The organism is Streptomyces sp. ALB3, assembly GCF_044385685.1.
In the GTDB taxonomy this organism is placed as follows: Bacteria; Actinomycetota; Actinomycetes; order Streptomycetales; family Streptomycetaceae; genus Streptomyces.
In genome coordinates this window covers 356,078-382,559 of sequence record NZ_JBISCE010000046.1, presented here as the reverse complement: position 1 = coordinate 382,559, position 26,482 = coordinate 356,078, and the positions used below count along the sequence as shown (strand labels likewise).

Annotated in this window: 26 protein-coding genes and 1 tRNA gene; 13 read left to right on the top strand and 14 right to left on the bottom strand. The window is 68.5% G+C overall.

Annotated elements, in window-relative coordinates; translation table 11 throughout:
• Positions 1-155 precede the first annotated feature (155 nt).
• Complete coding sequence (bla, locus tag ACHFIV_RS31740) at positions 156-1,115, top strand: class A beta-lactamase (protein WP_398976141.1); 960 nt, start codon at positions 156-158, stop codon at positions 1,113-1,115.
• A 161-nt stretch (positions 1,116-1,276) separates the two neighbouring features.
• Here bla and ACHFIV_RS31735 read toward each other — a convergent pair whose 3' ends face one another.
• Complete coding sequence (locus ACHFIV_RS31735; RefSeq protein ID WP_398976139.1) at positions 1,277-2,008, bottom strand: DUF5324 family protein; 732 nt, start codon at positions 2,006-2,008, stop codon at positions 1,277-1,279.
• Positions 2,009-2,362: 354 nt separating this feature from the next.
• Between ACHFIV_RS31735 and ACHFIV_RS31730 the strand changes: the two genes are divergently transcribed.
• Both ACHFIV_RS31730 and ACHFIV_RS31725 read left to right on the top strand, forming a co-directional pair.
• A complete protein-coding gene (locus ACHFIV_RS31730) occupies positions 2,363-2,890 on the top strand; it encodes a peptidylprolyl isomerase (protein WP_398976137.1) in 528 nt (175 codons plus the stop codon).
• Between the two features lie 156 nt (positions 2,891-3,046).
• Positions 3,047-3,967: a rhomboid family intramembrane serine protease gene (locus ACHFIV_RS31725; protein WP_398976135.1), complete on the top strand. Its 921-nt coding sequence runs from the start codon at positions 3,047-3,049 to the stop codon at positions 3,965-3,967.
• A 243-nt stretch (positions 3,968-4,210) separates the two neighbouring features.
• Here the strand turns inward: ACHFIV_RS31725 and crgA are convergent, their stop codons facing one another.
• Positions 4,211-4,465 carry a cell division protein CrgA gene (gene crgA / locus ACHFIV_RS31720; RefSeq protein WP_031090433.1) on the bottom strand — a complete coding sequence of 85 codons (255 nt, stop codon included), beginning with the start codon at positions 4,463-4,465 and terminating at the stop codon, positions 4,211-4,213.
• Between the two features lie 178 nt (positions 4,466-4,643).
• Here crgA and ACHFIV_RS31715 point away from each other — a divergent pair, with 178 nt between their 5' ends.
• The 5 genes from ACHFIV_RS31715 to ACHFIV_RS31695 all read left to right on the top strand — a co-directional run bounded on the left by ACHFIV_RS31715 (position 4,644) and on the right by ACHFIV_RS31695 (position 8,419).
• Positions 4,644-5,369, top strand: coding sequence for a DUF881 domain-containing protein (locus ACHFIV_RS31715; protein ID WP_398976133.1), 726 nt, complete (start codon positions 4,644-4,646; stop codon positions 5,367-5,369).
• 140 nt (positions 5,370-5,509) lie between these two features.
• Positions 5,510-5,698, top strand: a complete 189-nt coding sequence (locus tag ACHFIV_RS31710) for a hypothetical protein (RefSeq protein WP_398976131.1) — start codon at positions 5,510-5,512, stop codon at positions 5,696-5,698.
• The gene (locus tag ACHFIV_RS31705; RefSeq protein WP_398976129.1) at positions 5,695-6,333 is read left to right on the top strand and encodes an aminodeoxychorismate/anthranilate synthase component II; all 639 of its coding nucleotides are present in this window, start codon (positions 5,695-5,697) and stop codon (positions 6,331-6,333) included. Before ACHFIV_RS31710 ends, ACHFIV_RS31705 begins: the two co-directional genes overlap by 4 nt.
• A complete protein-coding gene (locus ACHFIV_RS31700; RefSeq protein ID WP_398976127.1) occupies positions 6,330-7,655 on the top strand; it encodes a class E sortase in 1,326 nt (441 codons plus the stop codon). The genes ACHFIV_RS31705 and ACHFIV_RS31700 overlap by 4 nt, the downstream gene beginning before the upstream one ends.
• A gap of 35 nt (positions 7,656-7,690) precedes the next feature.
• Positions 7,691-8,419, top strand: coding sequence for a class E sortase (locus ACHFIV_RS31695; protein WP_398976125.1), 729 nt, complete (start codon positions 7,691-7,693; stop codon positions 8,417-8,419).
• A gap of 99 nt (positions 8,420-8,518) precedes the next feature.
• Here ACHFIV_RS31695 and pknB read toward each other — a convergent pair whose 3' ends face one another.
• The 6 genes from pknB to ACHFIV_RS31665 form a co-directional block, all read right to left on the bottom strand.
• Positions 8,519-10,516, bottom strand: a complete 1,998-nt coding sequence (gene pknB, locus ACHFIV_RS31690) for a Stk1 family PASTA domain-containing Ser/Thr kinase (protein WP_398976123.1) — start codon at positions 10,514-10,516, stop codon at positions 8,519-8,521.
• Positions 10,517-10,687: 171 nt separating this feature from the next.
• Entirely contained in the window at positions 10,688-12,142 is a 1,455-nt protein-coding gene (locus ACHFIV_RS31685) for a peptidoglycan D,D-transpeptidase FtsI family protein (RefSeq protein ID WP_398976121.1), read from the bottom strand.
• A complete protein-coding gene (locus ACHFIV_RS31680) occupies positions 12,139-13,539 on the bottom strand; it encodes an FtsW/RodA/SpoVE family cell cycle protein (protein ID WP_398976120.1) in 1,401 nt (466 codons plus the stop codon). The genes ACHFIV_RS31685 and ACHFIV_RS31680 overlap by 4 nt, the downstream gene beginning before the upstream one ends.
• 21 nt (positions 13,540-13,560) lie before the next feature.
• Positions 13,561-15,048 carry a Stp1/IreP family PP2C-type Ser/Thr phosphatase gene (locus ACHFIV_RS31675; protein ID WP_398976118.1) on the bottom strand — a complete coding sequence of 496 codons (1,488 nt, stop codon included), beginning with the start codon at positions 15,046-15,048 and terminating at the stop codon, positions 13,561-13,563.
• A 129-nt stretch (positions 15,049-15,177) separates the two neighbouring features.
• Complete coding sequence (locus ACHFIV_RS31670) at positions 15,178-15,693, bottom strand: FHA domain-containing protein FhaB/FipA (protein WP_031090454.1); 516 nt, start codon at positions 15,691-15,693, stop codon at positions 15,178-15,180.
• Between the two features lie 10 nt (positions 15,694-15,703).
• Positions 15,704-16,561, bottom strand: a complete 858-nt coding sequence (locus ACHFIV_RS31665) for an FhaA domain-containing protein (RefSeq protein WP_398976115.1) — start codon at positions 16,559-16,561, stop codon at positions 15,704-15,706.
• A gap of 315 nt (positions 16,562-16,876) precedes the next feature.
• Between ACHFIV_RS31665 and ACHFIV_RS31660 the strand changes: the two genes are divergently transcribed.
• A tRNA-Leu gene (locus ACHFIV_RS31660) sits at positions 16,877-16,959 on the top strand.
• A gap of 578 nt (positions 16,960-17,537) precedes the next feature.
• On the opposite strand, the gene ACHFIV_RS31655 is transcribed toward ACHFIV_RS31660, so the two are convergent.
• Entirely contained in the window at positions 17,538-17,990 is a 453-nt protein-coding gene (locus ACHFIV_RS31655) for a MarR family winged helix-turn-helix transcriptional regulator (RefSeq protein WP_398976113.1), read from the bottom strand.
• Between the two features lie 78 nt (positions 17,991-18,068).
• On the opposite strand from ACHFIV_RS31655, the gene ACHFIV_RS31650 reads away from it, so the two are divergent.
• From ACHFIV_RS31650 to ACHFIV_RS31635, 4 genes are all read left to right on the top strand, one after another.
• Entirely contained in the window at positions 18,069-19,142 is a 1,074-nt protein-coding gene (locus ACHFIV_RS31650; protein ID WP_398976112.1) for a hypothetical protein, read from the top strand.
• Between the two features lie 316 nt (positions 19,143-19,458).
• Positions 19,459-20,916 (top strand): DUF2252 domain-containing protein, encoded by a 1,458-nt coding sequence (locus ACHFIV_RS31645; RefSeq protein ID WP_398976110.1) that lies wholly within the window; start codon positions 19,459-19,461, stop codon positions 20,914-20,916.
• A gap of 56 nt (positions 20,917-20,972) precedes the next feature.
• Positions 20,973-21,974: a J domain-containing protein gene (locus ACHFIV_RS31640; RefSeq protein WP_398976108.1), complete on the top strand. Its 1,002-nt coding sequence runs from the start codon at positions 20,973-20,975 to the stop codon at positions 21,972-21,974.
• Positions 21,975-22,022: 48 nt separating this feature from the next.
• The gene (locus tag ACHFIV_RS31635) at positions 22,023-22,367 is read left to right on the top strand and encodes a rhodanese-like domain-containing protein (protein ID WP_398976106.1); all 345 of its coding nucleotides are present in this window, start codon (positions 22,023-22,025) and stop codon (positions 22,365-22,367) included.
• 434 nt (positions 22,368-22,801) lie between these two features.
• Here ACHFIV_RS31635 and ACHFIV_RS31630 read toward each other — a convergent pair whose 3' ends face one another.
• From ACHFIV_RS31630 to paaA, 5 genes are read right to left on the bottom strand one after another with little or no spacing between them, the layout of a single operon-like run.
• Positions 22,802-23,863, bottom strand: coding sequence for a 2Fe-2S iron-sulfur cluster-binding protein (locus tag ACHFIV_RS31630; RefSeq protein ID WP_398976105.1), 1,062 nt, complete (start codon positions 23,861-23,863; stop codon positions 22,802-22,804).
• Complete coding sequence (gene paaD / locus ACHFIV_RS31625; RefSeq protein WP_398976103.1) at positions 23,864-24,364, bottom strand: 1,2-phenylacetyl-CoA epoxidase subunit PaaD; 501 nt, start codon at positions 24,362-24,364, stop codon at positions 23,864-23,866. It lies immediately after the preceding gene.
• The gene (gene paaC / locus ACHFIV_RS31620; protein ID WP_398976101.1) at positions 24,358-25,059 is read right to left on the bottom strand and encodes a 1,2-phenylacetyl-CoA epoxidase subunit PaaC; all 702 of its coding nucleotides are present in this window, start codon (positions 25,057-25,059) and stop codon (positions 24,358-24,360) included. The genes paaD and paaC overlap by 7 nt, the downstream gene beginning before the upstream one ends.
• Positions 25,056-25,346 carry a 1,2-phenylacetyl-CoA epoxidase subunit PaaB gene (paaB, locus tag ACHFIV_RS31615; RefSeq protein WP_398976099.1) on the bottom strand — a complete coding sequence of 97 codons (291 nt, stop codon included), beginning with the start codon at positions 25,344-25,346 and terminating at the stop codon, positions 25,056-25,058. Before paaB ends, paaC begins: the two co-directional genes overlap by 4 nt.
• Positions 25,343-26,371, bottom strand: a complete 1,029-nt coding sequence (paaA, locus tag ACHFIV_RS31610) for a 1,2-phenylacetyl-CoA epoxidase subunit PaaA (RefSeq protein ID WP_398976097.1) — start codon at positions 26,369-26,371, stop codon at positions 25,343-25,345. The genes paaB and paaA overlap by 4 nt, the downstream gene beginning before the upstream one ends.
• Between the last annotated feature and the right edge of the window lie 111 nt (positions 26,372-26,482).

Here is a 26,482-nt window from a genome sequence, read left to right as displayed (position 1 = left end):
GGGCGGAGGTCCCGCACCAGCGGGTGCCCACGGATGCGCAGGTGCGCAGATCGAGCCGAGCGCTCTGGCCTACCGGGCGCCGAGCCGTGCGACCTGGTCCGCCGGGCAGAGGCCGACCGGTCCGAACGAAGACCTCAGAAGGAAAGGCCGATCGCATGAGCCCCCGCACCCCACTCTCCCGACGTGCCGCATTCGCCACGCTGGCCGGGATCGCGTCCCTGCAACTCTCCGGGTGCACCTCCTCCCCGGCTGCCTCAGGCCCGCCGCCGACGTCCACGTCCCCCGGCTCGTCGTCCCCCGAGCCTGATACCGAGCGTGCGTTCACGGAGCTGGAGCGCACCTACGACGCCAAGCTGGGCGTCTACGCGCTCGACACCGGCAGCGGCCGGACCGTCACCCACCGGCCCGACGAACGCTTCGCCTACGCCTCCACCTGTAAGGCGCTGCTCGCCGGTGCTGTGCTGGACAAGAACTCCCTCCGCCGACTCGACCGGCTCGTGCGCTACGGCCCTGAGGACATCATCAGCAATTCGCCGATCACCGAGCAGCATGTCGCCACCGGGATGACGGTGCGCGAGTTGTGTGATGCCGCCGTCCGTTACAGCGACAACGCAGCGGCCAACCTCCTCTTCCGTGAGCTCGGCGGCCCCAGGGGGCTACAGGGCGCCCTGCGTGGACTGGGCGATGAGGTCACCCGCTGCGACCGCTACGAGGTGGCACTCAGCGACGCGGTTCCTGGAGATCTTCGCGACACCAGCACGCCCCGTGCCCTTGCCGAGGACCTGCGTGCCTACGTCCTCGGCACCACACTCCCCGCGGACAAGCGAGCAGTGCTGGCCGACTGGCTCAAGCGCAACACCACCGGTGACCACACCATCCGGGCCGGCACCCCTGACGGCTGGCAGGTCGGAGACAAGACCGGTACGGGCGGTTACGGCACCCGGAACGACATCGCCATCGCCTGGCCGCCGGACGGTGCTCCCATCGCCCTCGCCGTCCTCTCCCGTCGGGACATCAAGGGCGCCGAGCGCGATGACGCACTCATCGCCCGCGCCGCCGCGGTCACGTTCGACGCCGTTGTCCGAGCCCGGGCAAAGACGCGACAGCCCCACTGATGCGTCCGCGCAGACATCCCCGCGCGACTTTCTCGTTTCACGTGAAACGGCGGCCTCTCCCTGTTTCACGTGAAACAGGAAGGGGCGCCGAAAGACCGTGAGGTCTTCCGGCGCCCCTTCCTGGTGTCCTTCCCGGGCATGCCGGGTCGGTCATGGGCTTCTCAGGGGCGGCCTTCGTGGCCGCTGCCGTTCGTCTGATCCGAACTGTCTTCGGCGTCGTCCTGCTTGGCCCGCACCTCCGGATCGAGGACAGTCCGGCCGTTGCCGTTGCCGTCGACCGACGTCAACGGAGCACGGTCGTCACCCACCTCTGTGGGGGCAGGGGGCTCGACCAGCCAGTCCGGGTTGGCCTGCTTCTCCCACCACTTCCAGGCGGCACAAGCTCCACCTGCCAGGATGCCCAGCACAAGGAGCCCCTTGGCGGCCCGGCCCGCCTTCGCCCGCCGCTCGTGCTTCCTGACGAGCTTCTGGATCTCCTTGGCAGTCACCTGTCCACGCAGCGCGGCCAAGGCGGCCGTACTGCGAGCAGCGGCCTCCTCGGCCATGGGCCGACTGGCCGCCACGGCGTACTCGACACGCGGCACCGTGTAGTCAGCTGCGGTGCGGGCGGCGCTGCGCGTCCGGGTGGCTGCCCGGTGTGCTGCCTCGTCGACCTTGGGAGGTACATGGGTCAGTGCTTGTTCAATGCGCGGTGCGAGATGTGCGCCGTACTGGACGCGGGCCTGCGCGGCTGCTTTCGACACCTTGGGCGCGAGCAGTGCACGAGCCTCCTGCGCGTAGTGCGCGGCCTGTTCCTTGGCCGTGTCGGCGTAAGGCGCCACCACTTCCGCGGCGTGCTGCGCGCTGTCCTTCGCCGAGTAGGTTGCGGCGCGCACGCTGTCGATGCGGGTCACGGGATCCTCCTCCTTGGTGGCGGGTTGGTACTCCGCCTATCCACCCAGTTCGAAATCATGCCCGCTGGTGCCTCGAGCGCCATGCGGGACGGGCATCCGGGTCAAGAACGTCATTCTCTGGCAATGCGGTGCAAGGGGAGTGCGTCGCCGACGATGTCACGGTTCGTGTCGGCGCGCCGCGTGTCGCGGGGCACCTGGCCGCATGTGCCCCGGCCGGCCAGGAAGTGTGGAAAAGGTGCAGGGAAGTGGGCAACAAGGTGAGTGCCGCTCCGTGGCCCGCCGTGACCGCGCTGCGAGGGCGGAACCCCATGCAAGGATCTGTGGTCATCAGCCAAGACTCACGGAAGGCAGACCGTGGCCGAGCAGCTTTACGCCACTTTGAAGACCAACCAGGGCGACATCGAGATCCGGCTCCTGCCGAACCACGCTCCCAGGACGGTCAAGAACTTCGTCGAGCTCGCCAAGGGTGAGCGGGAGTGGACGAACCCGGAGACGGGCAAGAAGTCCACCGAGAAGCTGTACGACGGCACTGTCTTCCACCGCGTCATCAGCGGTTTCATGATCCAGGGGGGCGACCCGCTGGGTAACGGCACGGGTGGCCCGGGGTACGAGTTCGGTGACGAGTTCCACCCCGACCTCGCGTTCAACAAGCCGTACCTGATGGCGATGGCGAACGCCGGGCCGGGGACGAACGGCTCACAGTTCTTCCTGACGGTGTCGCCCACCGTCTGGCTGACCGGAAAGCACACGATCTTCGGTGAGGTCGCCGACGAGGCCGGCAAGAAGGTCGTGGATGCCATCGCGGCCGCTCCGACCAACCCGCGCACCGATCGCCCGCTCCAGGACGTCCTGATCGAGTCGGTCGTCATCGAGACCCGCTGACCTGGGAGCGGACCGGGCTTCCGGGCCGCTGAGCCGGTGGGCCGGCACCCCGGGGGGAACCAACCGCCCTGCTCATCCGTACTGCTACATAACGGGCGAGTGGGGCGGCCGCATGCGTGCCACCCCTGCGGACGAGGACCGAAGGGGCCGTGACCGATGGACCAGCAGCCACCGGGAGACCAGGGCGGGTCCGTGTCCGCGGACCGGCCGCTCACGTGTTACCGGCACCCCGGCAGGGAGACCGGCATCCGTTGCACGCGGTGCGAGCGCCCCATCTGTACGGACTGCATGGTCGAGGCCTCGGTGGGCTTCCACTGTCCGGAATGTGTCCGTGAAGGCTCCGGTCCAGGCCTAGGCCACCACCGCGCTGCTCGCCGGCCCCGCACCCTGGCCGGCGGAAGCGTCGCAGCCGATCCCAGGCTCGTCACGAAGATCCTTCTCGGTCTCAATCTCGCTGTCTTTCTCGCGGTCCTGATCGCCGAGCGCTCCGATTACCCACTGGTCGATGACCTGCTCCTGTTCGGCCGTGCCTATGCGGGTGACCCCTCGCAGGGCCTCGAAGGGGTCGCGGAGGGGCAGTGGTACAGGCTGGTGACGTCGATGTTCCTGCACCAGGAGGTGTGGCACATCGCTTTCAACATGCTGGGGCTGTGGTGGCTGGGAGGTCCCCTGGAGGCGGCGCTCGGCCGTGTCCGCTACCTCGCCCTCTACCTGCTCTCGGGGCTCGCGGGCAGTGTGCTCACCTACGGCGTCTCCGATCCCGCGCAGGGATCGCTCGGTGCCTCGGGCGCCGTCTTCGGCCTGCTGGGCGCCACGGCCGTCCTGATGCGGCGGATGAACTACGACATGCGACCGGTCATCGCGCTTCTCGTCGTGAACCTGATCTTCACCTTCAACCCGTGGGGTGGGATCGCGTGGCAGGCGCATGTCGGTGGCCTGGTCGCCGGGGCGTTGATCGCCGTCGCCATGGTCCACGCGCCGCGTCAGCGCCGGAACATGGTGCAGTACGGCACCTGTGCGCTTGTCCTCGTGGTGATCGCGGTGGCTGTTCTTGCCAGGACCGCAGTGCTCACCTGAGCGGAATTCGTTGCTCCAGGGGTGCGGTTGTCCACAGACGGTGCCGGATCTTGTGCATGACGTGTGGAACAGGTGTGCCCCCTGTCACTGAACTGGGTTCTACCAGCCAGGACAAGGGGCGTACCCTCTCGCGACGCGTAAGTGTGTAGTCACACCGGCGTCAACATCGAGGGAAGTTATCCACAGATCGTCTGACCTTTTCCCCTACCTGTGGATAACTCTGTGGGTAACTTCAGGGCAGAGCTACTTCCACTGTGTGGAGACTCCGAAGCCACCCGCGATGAAACCGAAGCCCACCACGATGTTCCAGTTGCCGAGGGCGTCGATCGGCAGGTCGCCCTCGGTGACGTAGAAGACCACGATCCAGGCCAGACCGATCAGGAAGAGCGCCAGCATGACCGGCGCCACCCAGCTGCGGTTGGTCAGCTTTATGCTCGTCGACTGCTTCGCCGGCGGCGGCGTGAAGTCTGCTTTCTTGCGGATACGTGACTTCGGCACGAGGGACTCTCCTGTCGATGCGCTGCGTGACCGCGCAGGGATCTGTGGCTGGCGCCGGGGCGCGAGGGGGAATGCTGCCTCCCCGGGGCGTCCGTTAGCGTAGTGCTTCCGTGGCGCCTAAGGAGATAAGGGTACGTTGAGCAATTCTGCCGACTCTCCTCGAGGCCCGGCCCGGCGCATGGCCCGCCTGCCGGTCCAGGGCCTCACCGCTGCCGTCTTCGCCCTGGCCGGACTGATTTTCGTCACCAGCGCCAACACGGCCAAGGGGACCGATATCCGGACCGACTCCTCACTGCTCAAGCTCTCCGATCTCATCCAGGAGCGCAGCGAGAAGAACGCGGAGCTGGACGAGTCGACCGCGTCCGTGCGCGCGGACATCGACACCCTCGCCCGGCGCGACGACGGCAGCACCCGCGAGGAGGACGCCGAACTCGACGCACTGGAGAAGGCGGCGGGTACCACGGAAGTCACCGGTGAGGCGCTCTCCGTCACGCTGAACGACGCTCCGCCCAACGCCACGGCCAACCCCGGTTATCCCGAGCCGCAGCCGAACGACCTGGTCATCCACCAACAGGATCTGCAGGCAGTCGTCAACGCCCTCTGGGAGGGCGGGGCCCGCGGGATCCAGGTGATGGACCAGCGGCTGATCTCGACCAGTGCGGTGCGCTGCGTCGGCAACACGCTGATCCTTCAGGGGCGGGTCTACTCCCCGCCGTACAAGGTCACCGCCGTCGGTGACCGGGGGAAGCTCAGGCAGGCGCTCACCGACTCCCCGGCGATCCAAAACTACCAGCTGTACGTCAAGGCGTACGGGCTGGGGTGGAAGGTCGACGAAGACGACGAGCTGACGCTCCCCGGCTACTCGGGCACCGTCGATCTCCACTACGCGCAGCCTGTGGAGTAGCCCACGGGGCCTTGGCCGGCGGGGGCCGGTGAGGCGCGGGCGGGGACCGTGACGGAAGCCCGGCAGACGGCTTTCCACAGCTGCCCCACGCCTGCGCCCCGGCCGTTTAGTCTGGTGCCGAACCGAATGGAGGCAACAGCATGTACGGCTGGATCTGGCGGAACCTGCCGGGCAACGCATGGGTGCGGGGCTTCGTCTCGCTCGTGCTCGTCCTGGCCGTTGTCTACGCGCTCTTCCAGTACGTCTTCCCGTGGGCGGAGCCACTGCTCCCGTTCGGCGATGTGACGGTGGACGGCGAAAGCACCAGCGAAGCGGGGTCCGGCCAGTGAGCGCGCGCATTCTTGTCGTCGACAACTACGACAGCTTTGTCTTCAACATCGTCCAGTACCTCTACCAGCTCGGCGCGGAGTGCGAGGTGGTGCGCAACGACGAGGTGACCACGGCGCACGCCGACGACGGTTTCGCCGGAGTGCTCCTGTCGCCCGGCCCCGGCACGCCCGAGCAGGCGGGGGTATGCATCGAGATGGTGCACCACTGTGCCGGCAGCGGCATCCCGGTCTTCGGCGTCTGTCTGGGCATGCAGTCGATGGCCGTCGCGTACGGCGGTGTGGTGGACCGGGCTCCGGAGCTGCTGCACGGCAAGACCTCCCCCGTGCTGCACGAGAGCAAGGGCGTGTTCGCCGGCCTGCCGTCCCCCTTCACGGCCACGCGGTACCACTCGCTCGCCGCCGAGCCGACGACGGTACCGCCGGAGCTCGAGGTGACCGCGCGCACCGCCGACGGCATCATCATGGGGCTCCGTCACCGCGAACACGCCGTGGAGGGCGTGCAGTTCCACCCCGAGTCCGTGCTCACGGAGCACGGTCACCTGATGCTCGCCAACTGGCTGGAGCAGTGCGGTGACGAGGGCGCCGTCGCGAGGTCGACGGGGCTCGCCCCGGTGGTGGGCAAGGCCGCCGCGTGACCTCACTCCGCCCCCACGCCGGGCAGGAAGGTCCGTACGCGCAGGGAGCGTACGAGCCCGACAGCACCTACGAGGCGGCGGTGGAGCAGCTCGACGACCCGCTGAACGACCCGCTGCCGGGGCAGCACACCTCGCCCTGGTTCCGGGCGGGGACCGCCCAGGGGGGCGGAGGGGTGCCGCAGGCGCCTCTGGGAGCCGCTCAGGAGCCCGTGGAGGCCGCGGGCGAGTGGTATGACCCGGAGGGGTATCGGAGAGACTGGTACGGGCCGCAGAGGCCGGAAGCAGCCCCTGCGGCGGGCACCGTCCGGGGGACGGCCGTGGCACCTGGTCCGCGGACGCCTGCTCCGGTGCCGGAGGCACTCGGCCCGGACCCCGCGCAGGCCGTCACCGCGGTCCGTCCCGTCCTGAGCGACGAGACAGTCGCCCTGCGGACCGCCGCCCCACCGGGCGTGCCGCACCAGGCGGACTCCGGCGCCGCGGAGCCCGCGTCCGCACCGCCGCCGACGGGCGGCCGGGCCGAGCGCCGGCGGGCGGCGAAGGGGCGCGGAAGACGGCGTTCCGAACCGCGGCGTGCCGGGGAGGCCGACGCGGGCGGGCCCGCGGTACCGATGTCACGTCTGGAGGCCCGGCGCGCGGCCCGTGCCGCGAAGGACAGTCCCGCCGTCGTCGCCAGCCGGGTCGTCGGCGAAGTCTTCATCACCTTCGGCGTGCTGATGCTGCTCTTCGTCACCTATCAACTGTGGTGGACCAACATCCGCGCCGACCAGATCGCCGGCCGGGAGACGAGCAGGATCCAGGACGACTGGGCGAACGGCGAGCGCAACCCCGGTGCCTTCGAACCAGGTCAGGGGTTCGCCATCATGCACATCCCCGAGCTCGACGTGGTCGCGCCGATCGCCGAGGGCATCGACAAGGAGAAGGTCCTCGACCGCGGCATGATCGGGCACTACGCCGAGGGAAAGCTGAAGACCGCGATGCCGTCGGCGAAACAGGGGAACTTCGCCGTGGCGGGGCACCGCAACACCCACGGTGAGCCCTTCCGGTACATCAACAGGCTGAAGCCGGGCGATCCGATCGTGATCGAGACCCAGGACGCCTACTACACCTACGAGATGCGGAGCATCCTCCCGCAGACGTCACCGTCCAACGTGGCCGTGATCGACGAGGTGCCCGTGGGGTCCGGTTTCGACGGCCCGGGCAGATACATCACGCTGACGACCTGTACCCCGGAATTCACGAGTACGTACCGAATGATCGTGTGGGGCAAAATGGTCGACGAACGGCCGCGCAGCAAGGGGAAGCCCGACGCTCTCGTCGGCTGACGCGAGCTGGACGACATCACGACAGGACGGGTGCGGTGGCAGCGAGGACCGAGCAGGAACAGCGCACCGACGAGCCGGCCGCTCCGGCGCGGAGCAGAAGCCGTCATCCCGTCGCGACGGCGGTGAGCCTCCTCGGCGAACTGCTGATCACCGCAGGGCTGGTACTGGGCCTGTTCGTCGTCTACTCGCTGTGGTGGACCAACGTGCTCGCCGACCGAGAGGCCGACAAGCAGGGCAACACCGTCCGCGACCGCTGGGCGGGGGGCCCGGGAGCCCTGGACACCAGGGACGGCATCGGCTTCCTGCACGTACCCGCCATGAAGAACGGCGAGGTGCTGGTCAAGAAGGGCACCGACGCCGAGACCCTCAACAACGGCATCGCCGGCTACTACACGGACCCCGTGAAGTCGGCACTCCCCTCCGACCCGCAGGGCAACTTCGCGCTCGCCGCCCACCGGGACGGGCACGGGGCCAAGTTCCACCACATCGACAAGGTCAAGAAGGGCGACGCCGTCGTCTTCGAGACCAAAGACACCTGGTACATCTACAAGGTCTACGCGGAGCTGCCGGAGACGTCCAAGTTCAACGTCGACGCGATCGCACCGGTGCCCGAGGAGTCCGGCGTGAAGAAGGCCGGGCGCTACATCACGCTGACCACGTGCACGCCCGTCTACACGTCGAAGTACCGCTACATCGTGTGGGGCGAGCTGGTGCGGACCGAGAAGGTGGACAGGGACCGCACGAAGCCGGCGGAGTTGCGGTAGCAGAGGAACCGACGCCACAGAGCCCCGGTCACCGTTGAGGTGACCGGGGCCCTGTGCCCGTTCGCGGTGTCCTGGCGCGGTGTGCGCCGACCAGTCCGCCTAGCCGAACGGCCCGCCGAAGATGTTGCCGTCCCCGCCACCGTCCGAGCCGCCGATGGTGGTGAGGGTGACCGTCTGGCCCTTGGGAACCTGTGCGTTGGCCCCCGGGTCGGCGTTCACCACCAGGGCGTTCGGCTTGTCGGGCGCGTTGGGCGCGAGCGCGACCACGAGACCCAGACCCTCGAGCGCGGCCTTCGCCTCCTGGTAGCGCTTGCCGACGATGTCACCCGGAATCGTGACCTGTTCGGGCTGGGCCGGACCCTTGGAGACCTTAAGGACGATCTGGACGTCCTTGGCCTGCTTGCTGTTCGGCGCGGGAGTCTGTTCCACCACGGTGTCCACGGGCTGGTCCGAGTCGACGTCGGTCCTGGACACGTTGACGAAGCCGACGCCCTTCAGCTGCGCTTCGGCGTCGGCGAACGACCTGCCGACCACGCCCGGCACGTTCTGGGTCGCCTTCTTGGCCACCGTGATCGTGACCTCCGTGTCCTTCTTGACCTTCGCGCCGCCCTCCGGGTCCTGCTTGGTGACTGTGCCCGGAGTCGCCTCGGACTCCACCGCTTCGACCCGCACGGTGAAGCCCGCGTCCTCCAGCTTCTTGCGCGCGCTGTCCTCGGACTTCTCCAGGACGTCCGGGACCTCGACCTTGGGGGCGCCGGTGGAGACGACGACCGTCACGGTCTCGCCCGTGGCCATCTGGGCGTTCCCCTCCGCGGTCGGGGTCTGGCTGCAGATCTTGTCCTTCTCCTGCGTCGCGCAGGGCCCCTTGGACCCCACCTTCAGCACGACCTCCGAGTTGTCAGCGAGTCTCTGTGCCTCTTCGACCGTGGAGCCGACCATGTTCGGCACGTCGATCCTGCCCGCATCGGCGTCGTCGGACGAGCTGAAGACGTAACGGCCGATCAGGATCGCACCGATGAGAACCAGGACGCCCGCGACGACCAGAAGGATCGTCGAGGTGTTGCTCTTCTTCTGGCGCCGGCGGCCCGGCCGGTCGTCGTAGCCGTAGCCACCGTCGTCCGGACTGACCGGGGGCAGCATGGACGTCTGGGCGCCGCCCGGGTCCGTCGCCCGCAGTGCGGTGGTGGGCTGGTCGTTGCCGTAGGCGTCGTACCCGCCGTAGCCCGCAGCGCCCATCGCAGCCGTGGCCGCGACCGGCTGGCCGTCGAGGCACGCCTCGATGTCGGCCCGCATCTCGTCGGCCGACTGGTAACGGTAGTCGGGGTCCTTGGTCAGCGCCTTCAGGACGATGGCGTCCATCTCGGGCGTGATCTCGGGGTCGAAATTGCTCGGCGGCTGGGGCTCCTCGCGCACGTGCTGGTAGGCGACCGCCACGGGCGAGTCACCGACGAACGGGGGCCTGACCGCGAGCAGCTCGTAGAGCAGGCAACCGGTGGAGTACAGGTCGGAGCGCGCGTCGACCTGCTCGCCCTTGGCCTGCTCGGGGGAGAGGTACTGGGCCGTCCCGATGACCGCGGCGGTCTGCGTCATCGTCATCCCGGAGTCGCCCATGGCACGGGCGATGCCGAAGTCCATGACCTTGACCTGGCCGGTGCGGGTCAGCATGACGTTCGCCGGCTTGATGTCGCGGTGGACGATCTGCGCGCGGTGGGAGTACTCCAGCGCCTGCAGGATCCCGACCGTCATCTCGAGCGTCCGCTCCGGCAGCAGCTTGCGGCCGGAGTGCAGGAGCTCTCTCAGCGTGGACCCGTCGACGTACTCCATCACGATGTACGGGATGGAGACCCCGTCGACGTAGTCCTCGCCGGTGTCGTAGACGGCGACGATCGCGGGGTGGTTGAGCGAAGCGGCCGACTGGGCCTCACGGCGGAACCGTGCCTGGAAGGACGGATCGCGGGCGAGGTCGGCCCGCAGTGTCTTCACAGCGACGGTACGACCGAGCCGGGTGTCGTGCGCGAGGTAGACCTCGGCCATGCCACCACGACCGAGCACCGAGCCCAGCTCGTACCGGCCGCCGAGGCGACGCGGCTCTTCCATAACTGATCCAGCCCTCTCCGTCAGTCCCGACCGCACCCGTGTGTGGTCCGGCGGTGCGCTGTTCGCGCTTACGCTACCGGGCGCTCCCGGCGTGATCGGCCCGCACCCGTCAGCTGATATCCGACCGGTATCCCAATGTGCTGGTGTGAACAGAAGTTGTGACGGGTGTCACTACTTTCCGTCGAGTACCGCTTTCATCACGCTCTTGGCGATCGGTGCGGCCAGGCCGCCGCCGGAGATGTCGTCCCGGTTGGCGTTGCCGTCCTCGACCACCACGGCCACGGCGACCGGTGAGCCGCTGTCCGTCTTGGCGTAGGAGATGAACCAGGCGTACGGCTTCTCACTGTTGTTGAGGCCGTGCTGGGCGGTACCGGTCTTGCCGCCCACAGTGACGCCGTCGATCTGCGCGTTGGTTCCCGTGCCGTCCTCGACCACCGTCTCCATCATCTTCTGCACCTTCTGGGCGTTCTCCGCCGAGAGTGGCCGGCTGAGCTCCTCCTTCTCGTGCGTGTAGATGACGTCGAGGTTGGGTGCCTGGCGCTGGGCGACCATGTACGGCTGCATGAGCGTGCCGTCGTTGGCGATCGCGGACGCCACCATGGCCATCTGGAGAGGGGTGGCGCGGTTGGACGCCTGTCCGATGCCGGCCATGGCGTTCTGCGGCCTGTTGTCCTTCGGGTAGATGCTGGCGTCCGCCCGGACCGGCGTGAAGACCTCTTCGTCGAAACCGAACTTGTCGGCCTGCTCGATCATCTTCTCGTTGCCGAGATCGTCGCTCATCTTGCCGAAGACCGTGTTGCAGGAGTAGCGCAGGGCATCGCGGAGCGAGGCGTTCTCGCAGGGGATGTTCCCCTCGTTCTGCAGCAGATTGGTGGACAGGGGGAGCCGCCAGGGCAGCGGGGAGTCCGTCTCCGCGTCGATGTCCGTGTAGAGGCCGTTCTCCAGTGCCGCAGCCGCTGTGACGACCTTGAACGTCGAGCCGGGCGGGTAGGTCTCCCGCAGGGCCCGGTTCAGCATCGGCTTGTCCTTGTCGGTCAGGAGCTTCTGCCGGGCGTCGGAGTCCTTCATGGAGTTGCCCGCGAAGACCGAGGGGTCATACGAAGGGGTGCTGGCCAGAGCCAGGATCGCGCCCGTCTGCGGGTCGATCGCGGCGACGGCGCCCTTCTTGTTGCCCAGCCCCTTGAAGGCGGCCTCCTGGGCGGCACCGTTGAGGGTCGTGACGATGTTCCCGCCGGTCTTCTTCTCGCCGGTGAACATCGACAGGGTGCGGTCGAAGAACAGCTGGTCGCTGTTGCCGGTGAGGATGCCGTCCTCGATGCTCTCCAGTTGCGAGGAGTCGAAGGCCTGCGAGGAGTAGCCGGTGACGGGCGCCCACATGGGCCCGTCCTTCCAGACGCGCTTGTACTTGAAGTCGCTGTCCGTGGTCTCGACGGAGCCCGTGACCGGTTCGCCGTCGACGATGATGTTGCCACGCTCGTGGGCGTAGCGCTCGATCTGGACGCGGCGGTTGTGCTCGTTCGCGTTGAGCTCGTCGGCACGGACGTACTGGAGGTAGTTGGTGCGGACCAGGAGAGCCAGAACGAGGATGCCGCAGAAGATCGCGATCCTGCGGAGTGGCTTGTTCACGGTCGGACCACCTGGGTCATCTCGGCGTCCGGGGACGGTGCGGGGGCAGGGGCGGGGCGGCGGGCCGTGTCACTGATTCTGATCAGGATCCCGATGAGCGCCCAGTTGGCGATGACGGAAGAACCGCCGGCCGCGAGGAACGGCATGGTCATACCGGTCAGCGGGATGAGCCCCATGACACCGCCGGCGACGACGAAGACCTGGATGGCGAAGGAGCCGGAGAGACCGATGGCGAGGAGCTTGCCGAAGGGGTCCCGGGCGGCCAGCGCCGTACGTACGCCGCGCTCGACGATCAGACCGTAGACGAGCAGGACCGCCATCATCCCGGCGAGCCCGAGCTCCTCACCGACGGTGGCGAGGATGAAGTCGGAGTTGGCCGCGAAGCCGATCAGGTCGGAGTTGCCCTGGCCGAGGCCGGTCCCGAGAGTGCCACCGGATCCGAAGGCCATCAGCGACTTGGCCATCTGCTCGCTGGCCGGCTCCTTACCCCAGCCCGCGAAGGGGTCGAGCCAGGCGGTGACACGGTCCTGGACGTGGGGCTCGAACGTCGCCACACCGACAGCGCCGGCTCCGGACATCAGCAGACCGAAGACGATCCAGCTGGTGCGCTCGGTGGCGACGTACAGCATGACGACGAACATGCCGAAGAACAGCAGCGAGGAGCCGAGGTCGGTCTCGAAGACGAGGATCAGGATCGAGAAGGCCCACACCATGAGGATCGGGCCCAGGTCGCGGCCACGGGGCAGGTAGAGGCCCATGAAGCGGCGGCTGGCGAGGGCCAGGGCGTCGCGCTTTACCATGAGGTAGCCGGCGAAGAACACGGCGATGATGATCTTCGCGAACTCACCCGGCTGGATCGTGCCGACACCGGGGATCTTGATCCAGATCTTGGCGCCGTTCACGGCCGGGAAGAACATCGGGAGGATCAGCAGGAACAGCGCGACCAGCATGGAGATGTAGGTGTAGCGCTGCAGGATGCGGTGGTCCTTGAGAGCGATCAGGACGACGACCAGCAGGGCGACGCCGACCGCTGAGAACATCAGCTGCTTGGAGGCGGCCGGGGCGAACGTCTTGAGCGCCTGGAACCGCTCCGACTGGTCCAGGCGCCAGATGATGGCGAGCCCCAGCCCGTTCAGCAGGGTCGCCAGCGGCAGGAGCAACGGGTCCGCGTACGGGGCGAATCTCCGCACGGCGAGATGTGCCACACCGCCGAGCAGTGCGAGACCCAGGCCGTAGCCGAGCATTCCGGCCGGCAGTTCGCCGTGGAGGGCGAGGCCCACGTTGGCGTAGGCGAAAACCGAGATCAGGACGGCGAAGGCAACCAGCGCCAGCTCGGTGTTACGACGGCTCGGCGCGTCGATCGCGCCGATGGTGGTGGTGTTGGTGACAACGCTCATGTGCTGAAGGCCCCCTACGGCTTACTGCTTACCGCACTGCAGGGCCAGCTTCTTCTCTTCCTCCGAGAGGCTGGGGCCGGGAGTGGGAGTCGCGGTCTTGGTCCCCTTGGCGGGAGAAGTGGCGGACGTGCTGTCGGAGGCGTTGCCGGCTTCGCCCTGGTCCTTGGCGGCGTTGGTGTCCGCCTCGGCCGCGCGGCGCTGCGCGTCCTTCTCGCAGGCGGAGGCCTGTGCTTCGAGCTCGCTGATCTTCTTGCGGGCATCGGCGAGGCTGCCCTGGGAGATGGTCGCCTCCACCTTCTTGCGCCAGTACGGCGGGAGGTACTTCAGTTCGATCCGAGTGTCCTCTTCGACCTTCGAGAGGGACACCCAGGCGAGGTCCTGGCTGATGCCGCGGAACAGCGCGACGTTCTCGTCCTTCGCGCCCACGTAGAACTGGGTCTGCGTCCAGCGGTAGCCGCCGTAGACGCCACCGCCGATGACGGCCAGCGCGAGCACGATGTAGAACGACCGCTTCAGCCACCTGCGGCGGCCACGGGGCTTGACGAAGTCCTCGTCGGTGTACGAGGTGAAAGCACCGTCCGGGCCGGACCCGTACCCCATGTCGTCGCCGCTGCCGGGAGGCCCGAAGCCTCCGGCCGGCGGCGCCACGGGGCGGCCGAGACCTGCCGCACGTCCCGCCGGCGTCTCCATGGCGCGGCCGTCGTTCGCCTGCGCCGCCTGGTTCTCGGCGACCGCGCCGACGATGACCGGGGTGTCGTTGAGCTGTCCGGCCAGGGTGTCGTTGCTGTCGACGTCCAGGACGTCGGCGACGATGCAGGTGATGTTGTCGGGGCCGCCACCGCGCAGCGCGAGCTGAATGAGGTCCTGGATCGTCTCCTGGGGCCCCTGATAGCTGGCCAGGGTCTCTTCCATCGTCTGGTGGGAGACGACGCCCGAGAGTCCGTCCGAGCAGATCAGATAGCGGTCGCCGGCGCGGACCTCCCGGATGGACAGGTCGGGCTCCACGTGGTCGCCGCTGCCCAGGGCCCGCATCAGCAGTGAGCGCTGCGGGTGGGTGGTGGCCTCCTCCTCCGTGATCCTGCCCTCGTCGACGAGACGCTGCACCCAGGTGTGGTCCTGGGTGATCTGCGTCAGGACGCCGTCACGCAGGAGGTACGCGCGGGAGTCGCCGACGTGGACGAGACCGAGGCGCTGACCGGTCCAGAGCAGGGCGGTCAGCGTCGTGCCCATCCCCTCCAGCTGGGGGTCCTCCTCGACCATGACGCGCAGCTGGTCGTTGGCCCGCTGGACCGCCGTGCCGAGCGAGGTGAGGATGTCGGAGCCAGGGACGTCGTCGTCGAGCTGGACGAGTGTGGAGATCACCTCGGAGCTGGCGACCTCTCCGGCCGCCTGGCCACCCATGCCGTCGGCGATCGCGAGGAGGCGGGGGCCGGCGTAACCGGAATCCTCGTTGCCTTCCCGGATCATGCCCTTGTGCGATCCGGCGGCGAAGCGCAGGGACAAGCTCATGCGCACCTCGCCCGTCGGTTCGGGGTACAGCCGGTCTCGAGCCACACTGCCCACCCTCCGGTCGGGAGCCGCGCCAGGTCCGTCGTCAGGACTGCCGCGACTCGCTCGCTCCGCTCGCTCATTGTCGTACTACTTCCGCAGCTCGATGACGGTCTTGCCGATGCGGATCGGCGCGCCCAGCGGAACAGGTGTCGGGGTGGTGAGCCGGGTCCGGTCGAGATAGGTGCCGTTGGTGGACCCGAGGTCCTCGACGATCCACTGGCCGTCACGGTCCGGGTAGATCCTGGCATGCCGACTGGACGCGTAGTCGTCATCCAGCACGATCGTTGAATCATGTGCCCGGCCCAGGGTGATGGTCTGCCCCTGGAGCGCGACCGTGGTCCCGGTGAGGGTGCCTTCGGAGACGACCAGCTTGGTGGGTGCCCCACGACGCTGGCGCCCGGACTGCTGGCGCTGCTGAGGCGGCGCTGCTTGCTGTTGGCGGCCCTGCTGCGGTCGGGCGTCACCGGCAGTGCGGCGTGAGCCGCGCTGCGTGACGCGCGTACCGAACAGGTCGCTGCGAATGACCTGAACGGCCACGATTACGAATAGCCACAGAACAGCCAGGAAACCTAGCCGCATGACCGTCAGGGTCAGCTCTGACATTGCCCCCGCTTCACCCTTCGGCTTGCCGGTAAACGATGGTGGTGCTGCCCACGACGATCCGCGAGCCGTCGCGGAGCGTAGCGCGGGTGGTGTGCTGCCCGTCTACCACGATGCCGTTGGTAGACCCGAGATCCTGGATCGTCGAGGGCGTTCCGGTCCGGATCTCACAGTGCCGGCGCGATACGCCGGGGTCGTCGATCCGCACGTCGGCGTCGGTGCTTCGTCCCATCACCAACGTCGGGCGGGAGATCTGATGGCGGGTGCCGTTGATCTCGATCCAGCGCCGCACCTGGGCGTCCGGCATGGGGCCGGACGCGGTCGGCGGGCGCCAGTCGCTGGAAGGGCCTCCAGGGCGCCCGGCGCCCGGCGGAGGGGCTGGAGGCATGGGAGGGGCGGAAGCCGGCGGGTAGCCGTACCCGCCCTGCCCCTGAGGGGCGGCGGGCCGGTTCGGCTGGGCGTGGGGAGGGCCGCCCTGCTGGCCCTGCTGTGACGAACTCGACGCCAGGGTCCTGCTGCGTACGCGGTAAAGACCCGTGTCGAGGTCGTCCGCCTTCTCCAGGTGGACCTTGATCGGGCCCATGAAGGTGTACCGCTGCTGCTTGGCGTAGTCACGTACGAGGCCGGACAGCTCGTCGCCGAGCTGGCCGGAGTACGGGCTGAGGCGTTCGTAGTCAGGGGTGCTCAGCTCGACGATGAAGTCGTTGGGCACGACGGTCCGCTCACGGTTCCAGATCGTCGCGTTGTTGTCGCACTCGCGCTGGAGAGCTCCCGCGATCTCGACCGGCTGCACCTCGGACTTGAAGACCTTGGCGAAGGTGCCATTGACCAGACCTTCGAGACGCTGCTCGAAACGCTTCATGACTCCCATGGGGCACCTCCTCCGGTGTCGTCATCGCTGTGCTGCTCACTGATCGTATCCACGCGTAGGGAAATCGGCTGGTTCCCCTTGTCTGGACAGTGGATGAGTGTCACCTCTCACACGGATCGTAGAGGTGGCCTCCTCACAGTGTCCCGCACTCCGGGTGCACTCAGGAGGAGTGGGGCCGGGCTTTCCGCGTTCCCGGTTCCCCTCGTGGGTCCGGCGAAACAACGGATGTGAATCCACCCTGTCCAGCGTGCTAATCTTCCGGATGTCGCCAGGCGCTCACACCACACGGTGAGAGAGTCTGAAAGCACCACTCATGCGCGAGTGGCGGAACGGCAGACGCGCTGGCTTCAGGTGCCAGTGTCCTTAGGGACGTGGGGGTTCAAATCCCCCCTCGCGCACAACAGGCAGTCGCTTGCGATTGCCGGGTTGGTTCGACAGAACCCCCGCACCGGAGAGATTCGGTGCGGGGGTTCTTCGTTGTGTGCAATTGCCTAAGGGGCTCGGCGTGGTGCGTCAGGATCTGGCCACCCCGCGGGCCCGTGGGGTGCCCTCCGGGTTACCTCGGACGAGAGTAGTTCGGGTGCGAGGGGCGTTGATTCGCGTGTGACGGGCCCTGTGACGAAGCACGCACCCGGGGTGGGAGTGCTACCGGGACGTTCTCTGTTTCACGTGAAACGTCCGATCCGCACCGAATAGGCGTTCTGCTCGGACCGCTCTCGGAAGGTGCCTCGTCGAGCGGTGAGGCCCGGGTGAGGGACCTGGCCGCCCGTCGACGGAGGCGTGGCCTTCAATGCGATCCCGGGCCTCCTGATCGCAAGCGGGCTCCGCCGTGGAATCGCCGAGCAAGGAACCCGGGCGTGAGCCGAAGGGCATTGTTGTGGGCGGAGAGGTTGCGATCGGCCGCCGGGTCGCTGGTCGCCGCCGGGGTCGCCCGTTGATGGATCGGTGATCCCTGTTGGGCCGGCTGCCGGCTCCTTCACATGGGTGTGCCGTCTTCGCCCGCGGAGTTGTACCGCAGCAGGTACTCCGCGAACTGTTCCAGATCGTCCGACGTCCACGCGCTGAGTCGTTCCCGGTAGGCGGTCTGCCGACTGGCCTGCGTGGAGGCCAGTGCCTGGACGCCGGCGGCTGTGGGGTGCAGTACCTGTATGCGCTGATCGTCCGGATCCGGGTGGCGCTCGACCAGGCCGAGCCTCTCCAGCGCCGCGACCTGTCGGCTGACTGTCGATTTGTCCAGCATGTAGTGCGCTGCCAGATCGGCGGCACGGCAGCCCTGCCGGTGGTCGATGTGGGCGAGCAGGGTGTAGGAGACCAGTGGTAGATCCGGGTGTAGCCGGGCGGCTGCGGACCGTGCGCGGCGTGCGAAAGCGGTCAGCTCGCGCTGGATGACATCCAGGGACTCCTCGCGACGGCGGCGGGCGTCTGCCACTGAAATCACCTCCTTGATTTAGTTGTATGCTACAACAGACGTGTAAGTTGTAAAAGCCAACTATGAGGAGTGGCCCGCATGTCCGCACGTCCGATCGCGGTCCCCGGCTCAACTGCCGGGGCGCTGCGTCATGTGCTCAGCCATCTCGTGACGCCGCTGTTGATGTGCATCGGTATGGGGCTTGCCTACCTGGGGGCCTTTCACGCCCCGGCGCCGCACGACCTGAAGGTGGACGTCGTCGGCTCCGGTGCCAGCGCGCAGGTGCTCGCGCAGACTCTGCAGGACAGGAGTGACGGCGCGCTGAACGTGCGCACCGTGGCGGATCGCGCCGCTGCCGCCAACCATCTGCGTGACCAGCAGAGCTACGGCGCTTACGTGCCGGGCGGGCGGCCGGAGCTGATCGTGGCGACCGCCTCGTCGGACACCAGCGCGACAGTGGTCGAGAAGATCTTCACCGAGGTCGCCGCCGACCAGGGAGCCCCCCTCCGCGTGACGGACGTGGCGCCCACGTCGGACGGTGACCCGACCGGTCAGGGAATCTTCTTCCTGCTGGTGGCGGTCAGTATCGGGTCGTACGCGTCGGTCGCGGTGATCGGAGGTGCGGGTGCGGTGCTGGCACTGCGGATCAGGGCCGGGCTGGCGATCGGCACCTCGCTGGTGGTGAGTCTGATCGGTGCCGCGTTCGCGGGCCCGGTGTTCGGCTTGGTGGACCATGGGCTCGGCGGGCTCTGGGCGATGGCATGGCTCTACTCGGCGGGCGTCCTGCTGATCGGCGTGGGCCTGCACACCTTCCTCAAGCGGTGGACCACGCTCGGTGTGATGCTGCTCTTCGTCATGCTCAACTTCACGAGCTCCGGCGGGATCTTCCGGCCTGAGCTCCAGCCGGGCTTCTTCGGATCCCTGCACTCCTTCTGGAACGGCGCGGGCTTCGTCGAAGGTGTGCGCAGCCACGTGTACTTCGGCGGTCATGCCCTTGGCGGGCATCTGCTCGTGCTGGCTCTGTGGTTCGGGGCCGGACTGATCGTGATGGGGGCGGCGGCCCTCGCCGAGGTGAAGCGGTGCCGCGAGGCCGCGGGGAGGGCGCGTCAGGCGGCCCTCCCGCGGGTGGCGGCCGAGGCCGAGGAAGAGATGGAGGAGACCGTCGGAGTGTGAGACCGGTATGGCCGGTCAGCCGCAGTTCCGCTCGCGATCAGGCTCCGGCCGCTGCCGGCCGTCGCCGGCCCTTGCGGTCGGGCATCGCTTGTTGTGGCCGATCCACCTCACCGGCCCGGTCCGTCGTGCCGGTCCTGCTTCGGTACCTGTCCCGGGCGGTGGGCCGCCCGGGCTCCCGGCCCGTCGCGCAGGCTGTCCACAGGTGCTTCCTGAGTTGTCCACAGGGGCAGACGGCTGTCACGCGACGGTTGTACCGTCGTCCGCACGTGATGTTGCGGGGACGGAACGGCTGGACGAGGCGGGGAGGCGACGCTCCATGGGCGAGGTCGGGATGACGGGGCCGTCGGAGCCAGCAGCAGGAGACGGGCGCATTCCGGTGGTGCCCGGCTTCGCGCGGCGCGTGGCCGGAGGGGTGCGACCGGCAAGGCCCGGGGCGGCGTCACCGAAAGCGGCCGGCAAGAAACTGAGGAAGAAGGTCCCCCGGTCGGCGCACAGCTCCCTGACCCTGCCGGCTGGAAGGCCGGACGCGGCCCAGGCGGTCGAGGAGTCCAACAAGGGCCGGGTGCCAGGACTGACGCCCATCCGGGTGGGGCGGATGGCGGCCACGCCCTTCGCGTTTCTGCGCGGCTCGGCCGGTTTGATGGCTCATGACCTGACGGGCACACCGGTCACGGGGGTGGGTGCCCAGCTCTGTGGTGACGCGCACGCGGCCAACTTCGGCCTCTACGGCGACGCGCGCGGCAATCTGGTCATGGATCTCAACGATTTCGACGAGACCGTGTTCGGTCCCTGGGAGTGGGATCTCAAACGGCTCGCCACTTCGCTGGTCCTCGCGGGCCGGGAGGCTGGGGCGGACGAGGACACCTGCCGGCAGGGCGCGCACGACACGGTGGGCGCGTACCGGCGCACGATGCGCCTGCTGGCCGGGTTGCCCGCCCTGGACGCGTGGAACGCCATCGCGGACGAGGAGCTCGTCTCGCACACCGATGCGCGAGACCTGCTGGGGACGCTCGAGCGGGTCTCCGCCAAGGCTCGCAACAACACGAGTGCCCGCTTCGCCGCCAGGTCCACCGAGGAGTGCGAGGACGGCGGTCGCCGCTTCGTCGACGCACTACCCGTCTTGCGCCGCGTGCCCGACGCGGAGGCGGCTGCCGTCGCGACGGGGCTCGAGAGCTACATCGGGACGATCTCGCAGGACCGCGTTCCGCTGCTGGCCCGCTACGCGATCCACGATGTGGCCTTCCGGGTGGTCGGCACGGGGAGCGTGGGGACCAGGTCGTACGTGGTGCTCCTGCTCGATCACCGTGGCGAGCCGCTGGTTCTGCAGGTGAAGGAGGCGCGGCCATCCGCGCTGGCCCCCTACCTCCCGCAGGTCGGCTTCGAAGTGCCCGGAGTGGAGCACGAGGGGCGCCGGGTGGTGCTCGGGCAGAAGCGGATGCAGGTCGTCAGCGACATACTGCTCGGCTGGGCGGAGGTCGACGGCAGGCACTGTCAGGTACGGCAGTTCAGGAATCGCAAGGGAAGCGTGGATCCGTCCGCGCTTGCGGCGGACCAGGTGGACGACTACGGGCGGATGACCGGGGCGCTCCTGGCCAGAGCCCATGCGCACAGCGCCGATCCTCGGCTGCTCGCGGGCTACTGCGGTAAGAACGCGGAGCTGGACGCGGCGATGGCCGATTTCGCCGTGACGTACGCGGACCGGACCGAAGCAGACCACGCCGAGCTCGTCCGGGCTGTCCGAGCCGGCCGGATAGCCGCGGAACTCGGCGTCTGAGCGGCCCGCGGTCACCTGCGGCTCCATGTCGCGCGCCGTGGCCATACGCTGGACGGGTGACCCACGAAGCCGCCGGGGTGCCGACCACCCGGAACGACGAAGACCGGCAGGACCAGGACCGCCAGGACCGATCGCAGCACGCGCGTGATGTGTCGTCGGGTGACGACCCGCGAGCGGATCAGGACAACACGCCGCAGACGGGTCCCGCCGCAGATGACGCGGCTGGTTCTCCGGTCGGCGACGGTGAGGCGGGAGGTGCCGCGGCCACTGAGGGCAGCGGCGCGCCCCGGCCCGAGGAGCGGCTTGCCAAGGCCGTGCGGGTGGCCGAGCAGGCGCTGATCGAGTTCGAGATCGCCGTCGAGACGTTCCGGGTCGAGGTGGAGAATTTCAGCCGGCTGCATCACCAGAAGCTGGGCCCGATGTACGCCCGCCTCGACGAGCTCGATGCGCTGATCGCGGAGGCGCGGGCGGCGAGGACCGGTGACCCGGAGGATGTGCGCAAGGCCCAGGAGGCTCGGGCGATCGTCATGCCGATGCCTGGCGTCGACGAGCTCTTCCACGACTGGATGGACTCGGACGGTCTCTCGCCCGAAGCTTCGGCCATGCTCACCGAGCAGCCCGTCCGCCCGCCGAAGAGGGTCAGGCCGGGCGAGGAGGCGCGCAAGCTCTACCGGGAGCTGGCCCGCCAGGCCCACCCGGATCTCGCGCCGGACGAGAAGGAGCGAGCACGGCGCGATGAATTCATCGCTCGGGTCAACGCGGCCTACGGGCGCGGCGACGTGGCGTTGCTGAAGGAGCTTGCAGCGGAATGGGCGGCCGGCCCTGAGACGCCGGAGCTGCGGCTGAGCGAGAGTGAAGAGCTGTACGCGCGCCTGGAGTGGCTGAGCCGGCGTAAGGAGTTGCTGACGGTTCTCGCCAAGGAGCTGGAGGACAGCGCGATCGGTTCCATGCTGCGAATGGCGCCGGACGACCCCGACCGGCTGCTGGACGACATCGGCGAGAAGCTCCTGGCGGAGGTCTCGCAACGTGAGAACGAGCTGGCGGGCTTGGTGCAGTAGCGTGCCGGAAGAAGACCCTGGTGCGTACGTACGAGAGAAGGCACTCCCATGAATTTCGCTCCGCTGCCCTCGGTGGACGCCGCGGCGGTTCCGCCCGACGGCTTCGTGCTGGACGTCCGGGAGGACGACGAATGGGCTGCAGGGCACGTCGAGGGCGCGCTGCACATCCCGATGAGTGACTTCGTCGGCCGCTTCGGCGAACTGACCGAAGCGGCCGAGGACGGCCGGCGCGTGCACGTGATGTGCCGCGTCGGAGGCCGGTCCGCCCAGGTCACTCAGTATCTCGTGCAGCAGGGCATCGACGCCGTGAACATCGACGGCGGCATGCAGGCATGGGACGGTGCCGGGCGCCCGATGGTCACGGACAACGGGAGCTCGGCCTTCGTCCTCTGACGGCCCGGCACCGTCTTCGCCGAGCCGTGCCGTCTGTGCCGAGCCGTTCTCTCTGCGCCGGGCTGAGCCGCGCCCACGCCGTAGCACCTGTCGCAGTCGCAGTTCTGTTCCACCGGCCTTGGCGCCGAGGAGCTGCCTGAGCCGTCGCCCAGGTCGGCCGCAGGACTGCTGCCAGGGTCACTGCCCGGCCATCCGGCCGGCCGCAGTGCTCCTGTCTTATTGCTGCTGTGCGGTGCACTGCTGGGCGACGTGACCGCGATGCGCCCCGGCTGCCGTGCGACGCGACGACGCGTGACGTGTCTGTGCGGCCGCTGCTCGTACCGGTTACAGGGCGGGACCGGGCGTACCGGGGCTTCGGCCGCTGTGCGCCCGGCGTCGGCCGACGACAGGTGCTTCTTCTGGAGCGATGGCCGGGCAGGGCGTGGTGGGGGACGTCAGCGGTCGAAGTCGAGCTCGACCTCCGGGGTGAGTGGGTGTGACTGGCAGGCGAGAACGAAGCCGGCCCCGGTCTCCTCCGGTTCCAGTGCGAAGTTGCGGTCCATCCGTACGTCCCCCGAGACGAGGAAGGCCCGGCAGGTCCCGCACACCCCTCCCTTGCACGCGTACGGAGCGTCCGAGCGGCTTCGCAGCACCGTGTCCAGCAGCGATTCACCGTCCTGGACGGGCCAACTGCCCGACCGCCCGTCGAGTGTCGCCGTGAGCGTGCTCTCCGACGGAGCTGCTACCCGGGCGGCCGCAGGCACAGCCGTCGCCTCGTCGGTGACATGGAAGATCTCCTGGTGAATACGGGCACGGTCGGCGCCGAGTGCGCGCAGCGCGTCCTCCGCTCCCTTGACCAGGCCCAACGGCCCGCAGAGGAACCACCCGTCCACGTCGGGCACCGGCAGGAGTGCGGGCAGTAGCGCGGTGAGGCGCTCGCGGTCGAGCCGGCCCGAGGGAAGCCCCGCAGCCTGCTCCTCCCGAGAAAGCGCGGTCACCAGCTGGAAGCGGTCGGGGTAGCGGTCCTTGAGGTCCGCCACCTCGTCGAGGAACATCGTCGACGCAGCCGTCCGGTCGCTGCGGACCAGGCAGAAACGTGCCAGGGGTTCCCGTGAAAGCAGCGTGGCGGCCATAGAGAGCACGGGTGTGATGCCACTGCCGCCGACGATGGCGGCGAAGAGGCCAGGGCGAGGATCGAGGACGAACCGACCCGTCGGAGCCATCGCCTCGACCTGGTCGCCGACCGTCAGCTCCTTGATGGCGTACGTCGAGAACGCACCTCCGTCGACCATACGGATGCCTACCCGGACCAGGGGCTCGCCCGGCTTTTCGGTGGCAGGAGCGCAGATGGAGTACGACCGTCGGATCTCCTGGCCGTCGACGCTGTAGCGCACGTTGAGGTGCTGGCCGGGGGTGTGGCGGAAGGTCTCGCGCAGTTCGGCTGGGACGGCGAACGTGACGGCCACCGCGTCGTCCGTGATTCGTTCGATCGCGCTGACCCGGAGCGGATGGAACACCTACAACTCCTTGAAGTGATCGAAAGGTTCGCGGCACGTGACGCAGCGGCGCAGGGCCTTGCACGCCGTGGAGGAGAAGCGGCTGAGCAACTCGGTGTCGGTGGAACCGCAATGCGGGCAGCGCACCGAGAGCGTCAGAGGGACCGGCCCTTCCGGGCCGCTCCCCGGACGCGGCGGTGCTATGCCGAACTCCGCGAGCTTGCGGCGCCCCTCGTCACTGATGTCGTCCGTCGACCATGCGGGTGCGAGGACCGTGACCACGGAGACCTCCCCGATACCGCGGTCATGCAGCACTCGTTTGATATCGGCGGACATGGCCTCGATGGCCGGACAGCCGGTGTACGTCGGCGTGAGCCGTACGGTGACCTTGTCCGGCCCGTCCACCCTTACTCCGCGCAGTACGCCGAGCTCGTCCAAGGTGAGGACCGGCAGCTCGGGGTCGGGCACGGCGCCTGCCAGCCGGTGGAGCTCAGCTTCCAGCGGCGTCTCGGTGGTCACCATGACGCCCCCGGGTGACTGCGGTGCAGATGTTGCATCTCGGCGAGCATCCGCCCGAACGGTTCGGTGTGCAGGCCCTGGCGGCCCGCTCCGGCGGCCCAGGCCCCGGCCTGCGGCCCCGACGGGAGGGTCAGCGTGGCCCGGCTCACCACGGAGGTGACGGCGGCCAGCCAGTTGTCGCGCAGGGCGGGGAAGTCGACGTCGACTCCCTCGACGGGTTCGAACAGCTCGCCGGTGAACCGCCACAGTGCGTCCAGGGCGAGCTGCATGCGTGTATGACTCTCCGTGGTGCCGTCACCGAGTCGCAGGACCCACTGCTCCGCGTGGTCCCGGTGGTAGGCCACCTCCTTGACGGCCTTGGCCGCGAGATCCGCGAACTCGCCCACTCCGGTGGCCAGCTCGGCGTACAGAAGGTGCTGGTAGACGGAGAAGTAGAGCTGGCGGGCGATGGTGTGGGCGAAGTCGCCGTTCGGCTGCTCCACCAGCTGGACGTTGCGGAAGGCCCGTTCCTCACGAAGGTAGGCCAGTTGGTCCTCGTCCCCTACGGACGAGAGAAGCAGTCTGGCCTGCCCCAGCAGGTCCAGAGCGATGTTGGCCAGGGCCACCTCCTCTTCCAGGACCGGGGCGTGACCCGCCCACTCCCCCAGTCGGTGCGAGAGCACCAGCGCGTCGTCGCCCAGGGCGAGGGCCGCGGTCACAGGTGCTTCACCCCCTCAGGGATTTCGTAGAACGTGGGGTGACGGTAGGGCTTGTCGCCGGCGGGTTCGAAGAACGAGTCCTTCTCGTCGGGGGAGGAGGCTGTGACAGCCGTGGAGGGCACCACCCAGAGGGACACACCTTCGGAACGGCGCGTGTACAGATCACGGGCGTTGCGCAGGGCCATCTCGGCGTCCGGCGCGTGCAGGCTGCCCGCGTGGGTGTGGGACAGCCCGCGCCGGGAGCGCACGAACACCTCCCACAGAGGCCAGTCGGTCGAGCTGCTCATGCGGTCGCCTCCCCGGGCTGAGCGGTCGTCCCGGCTGTTCCGGGCCGTACCGCGTGCTTTTCTGCATACGCCGCTGCCGCGTCACGGACCCAGGCGCCTTCCTCGTGAGCCGTGCGCCGCTGGGTGAGCCGTTGCTCGTTGCAGGGACCGTTGCCCTTGAGGACTTCCTGGAACTCCGCCCAGTCGATGGCTCCGTAGTCGTGTTGTCCGAGCTCCTCGTTCCACCGGATGTCAGGGTCGGGTAGATCGAGACCCAGCGCCTGTGCCTGCGGCACACAGATGTCGACGAAACGGCGGCGCAGTTCGTCGTTGGAGTGCCGTTTGATCTTCCAGGCCGTCGACTGTGCAGAGTGCGACGAGGCGTCGTCGGGCGGGCCGAACATCATCAGGGAGGGCCACCACCACCGGTTCACCGCGTCCTGCGCCATCTCGTGCTGGGCAGGGGTGCCCCGGCTGAGGGCGAGAAGCAGTTCGAACCCCTGGCGCTGGTGGAAGGACTCCTCCTTGCAGATCCGGACCATCGCCCGCGCGTAGGGGCCGTAGGAGCAGCGGCAGAGCGGTACCTGGTTGGTGATAGCGGCGCCGTCCACCAGCCAGCCGATCGCACCTACGTCCGCCCAGGTCAGCGTGGGGTAGTTGAAGATCGAGGAATAGCGCTGCCGACCGGCGTGCAGTTTGTCGAGGAGCTCCTCGCGGCTGGTGCCCAGGGTCTCCGCCGCGCTGTACAGATAGAGGCCGTGTCCCGCCTCGTCCTGGACCTTGGCCATCAGAATGGCTTTGCGGCGCAGCGAGGGAGCCCGTGAGATCCAGTTGGCTTCGGGCTGCATGCCGATGATCTCGGAATGCGCGTGCTGGGCCATCTGGCGGATCAACGTGGCCCGGTAGGCGTCGGGCATCCAGTCCCGCGGCTCGATCCGGTCGTCGGCCGCCACGGCGGCGTCGAAGGACGCGAGTCGCCCTGCTGCCGCTTCGTCCACCGTGCCTGCTGTTCCCTGCGTCGTCTGGTCCGCAGTCACTGCCGCCATCCCGGGCTCCCTACCGACCGATCGTTCGGTTCCTTGGCTTCAATGGTGAGTCGGGGGCCCGTAGGGTGTCAACCCTGTGGATAACTGAGTGGTGATCGACGGTGATCGGGG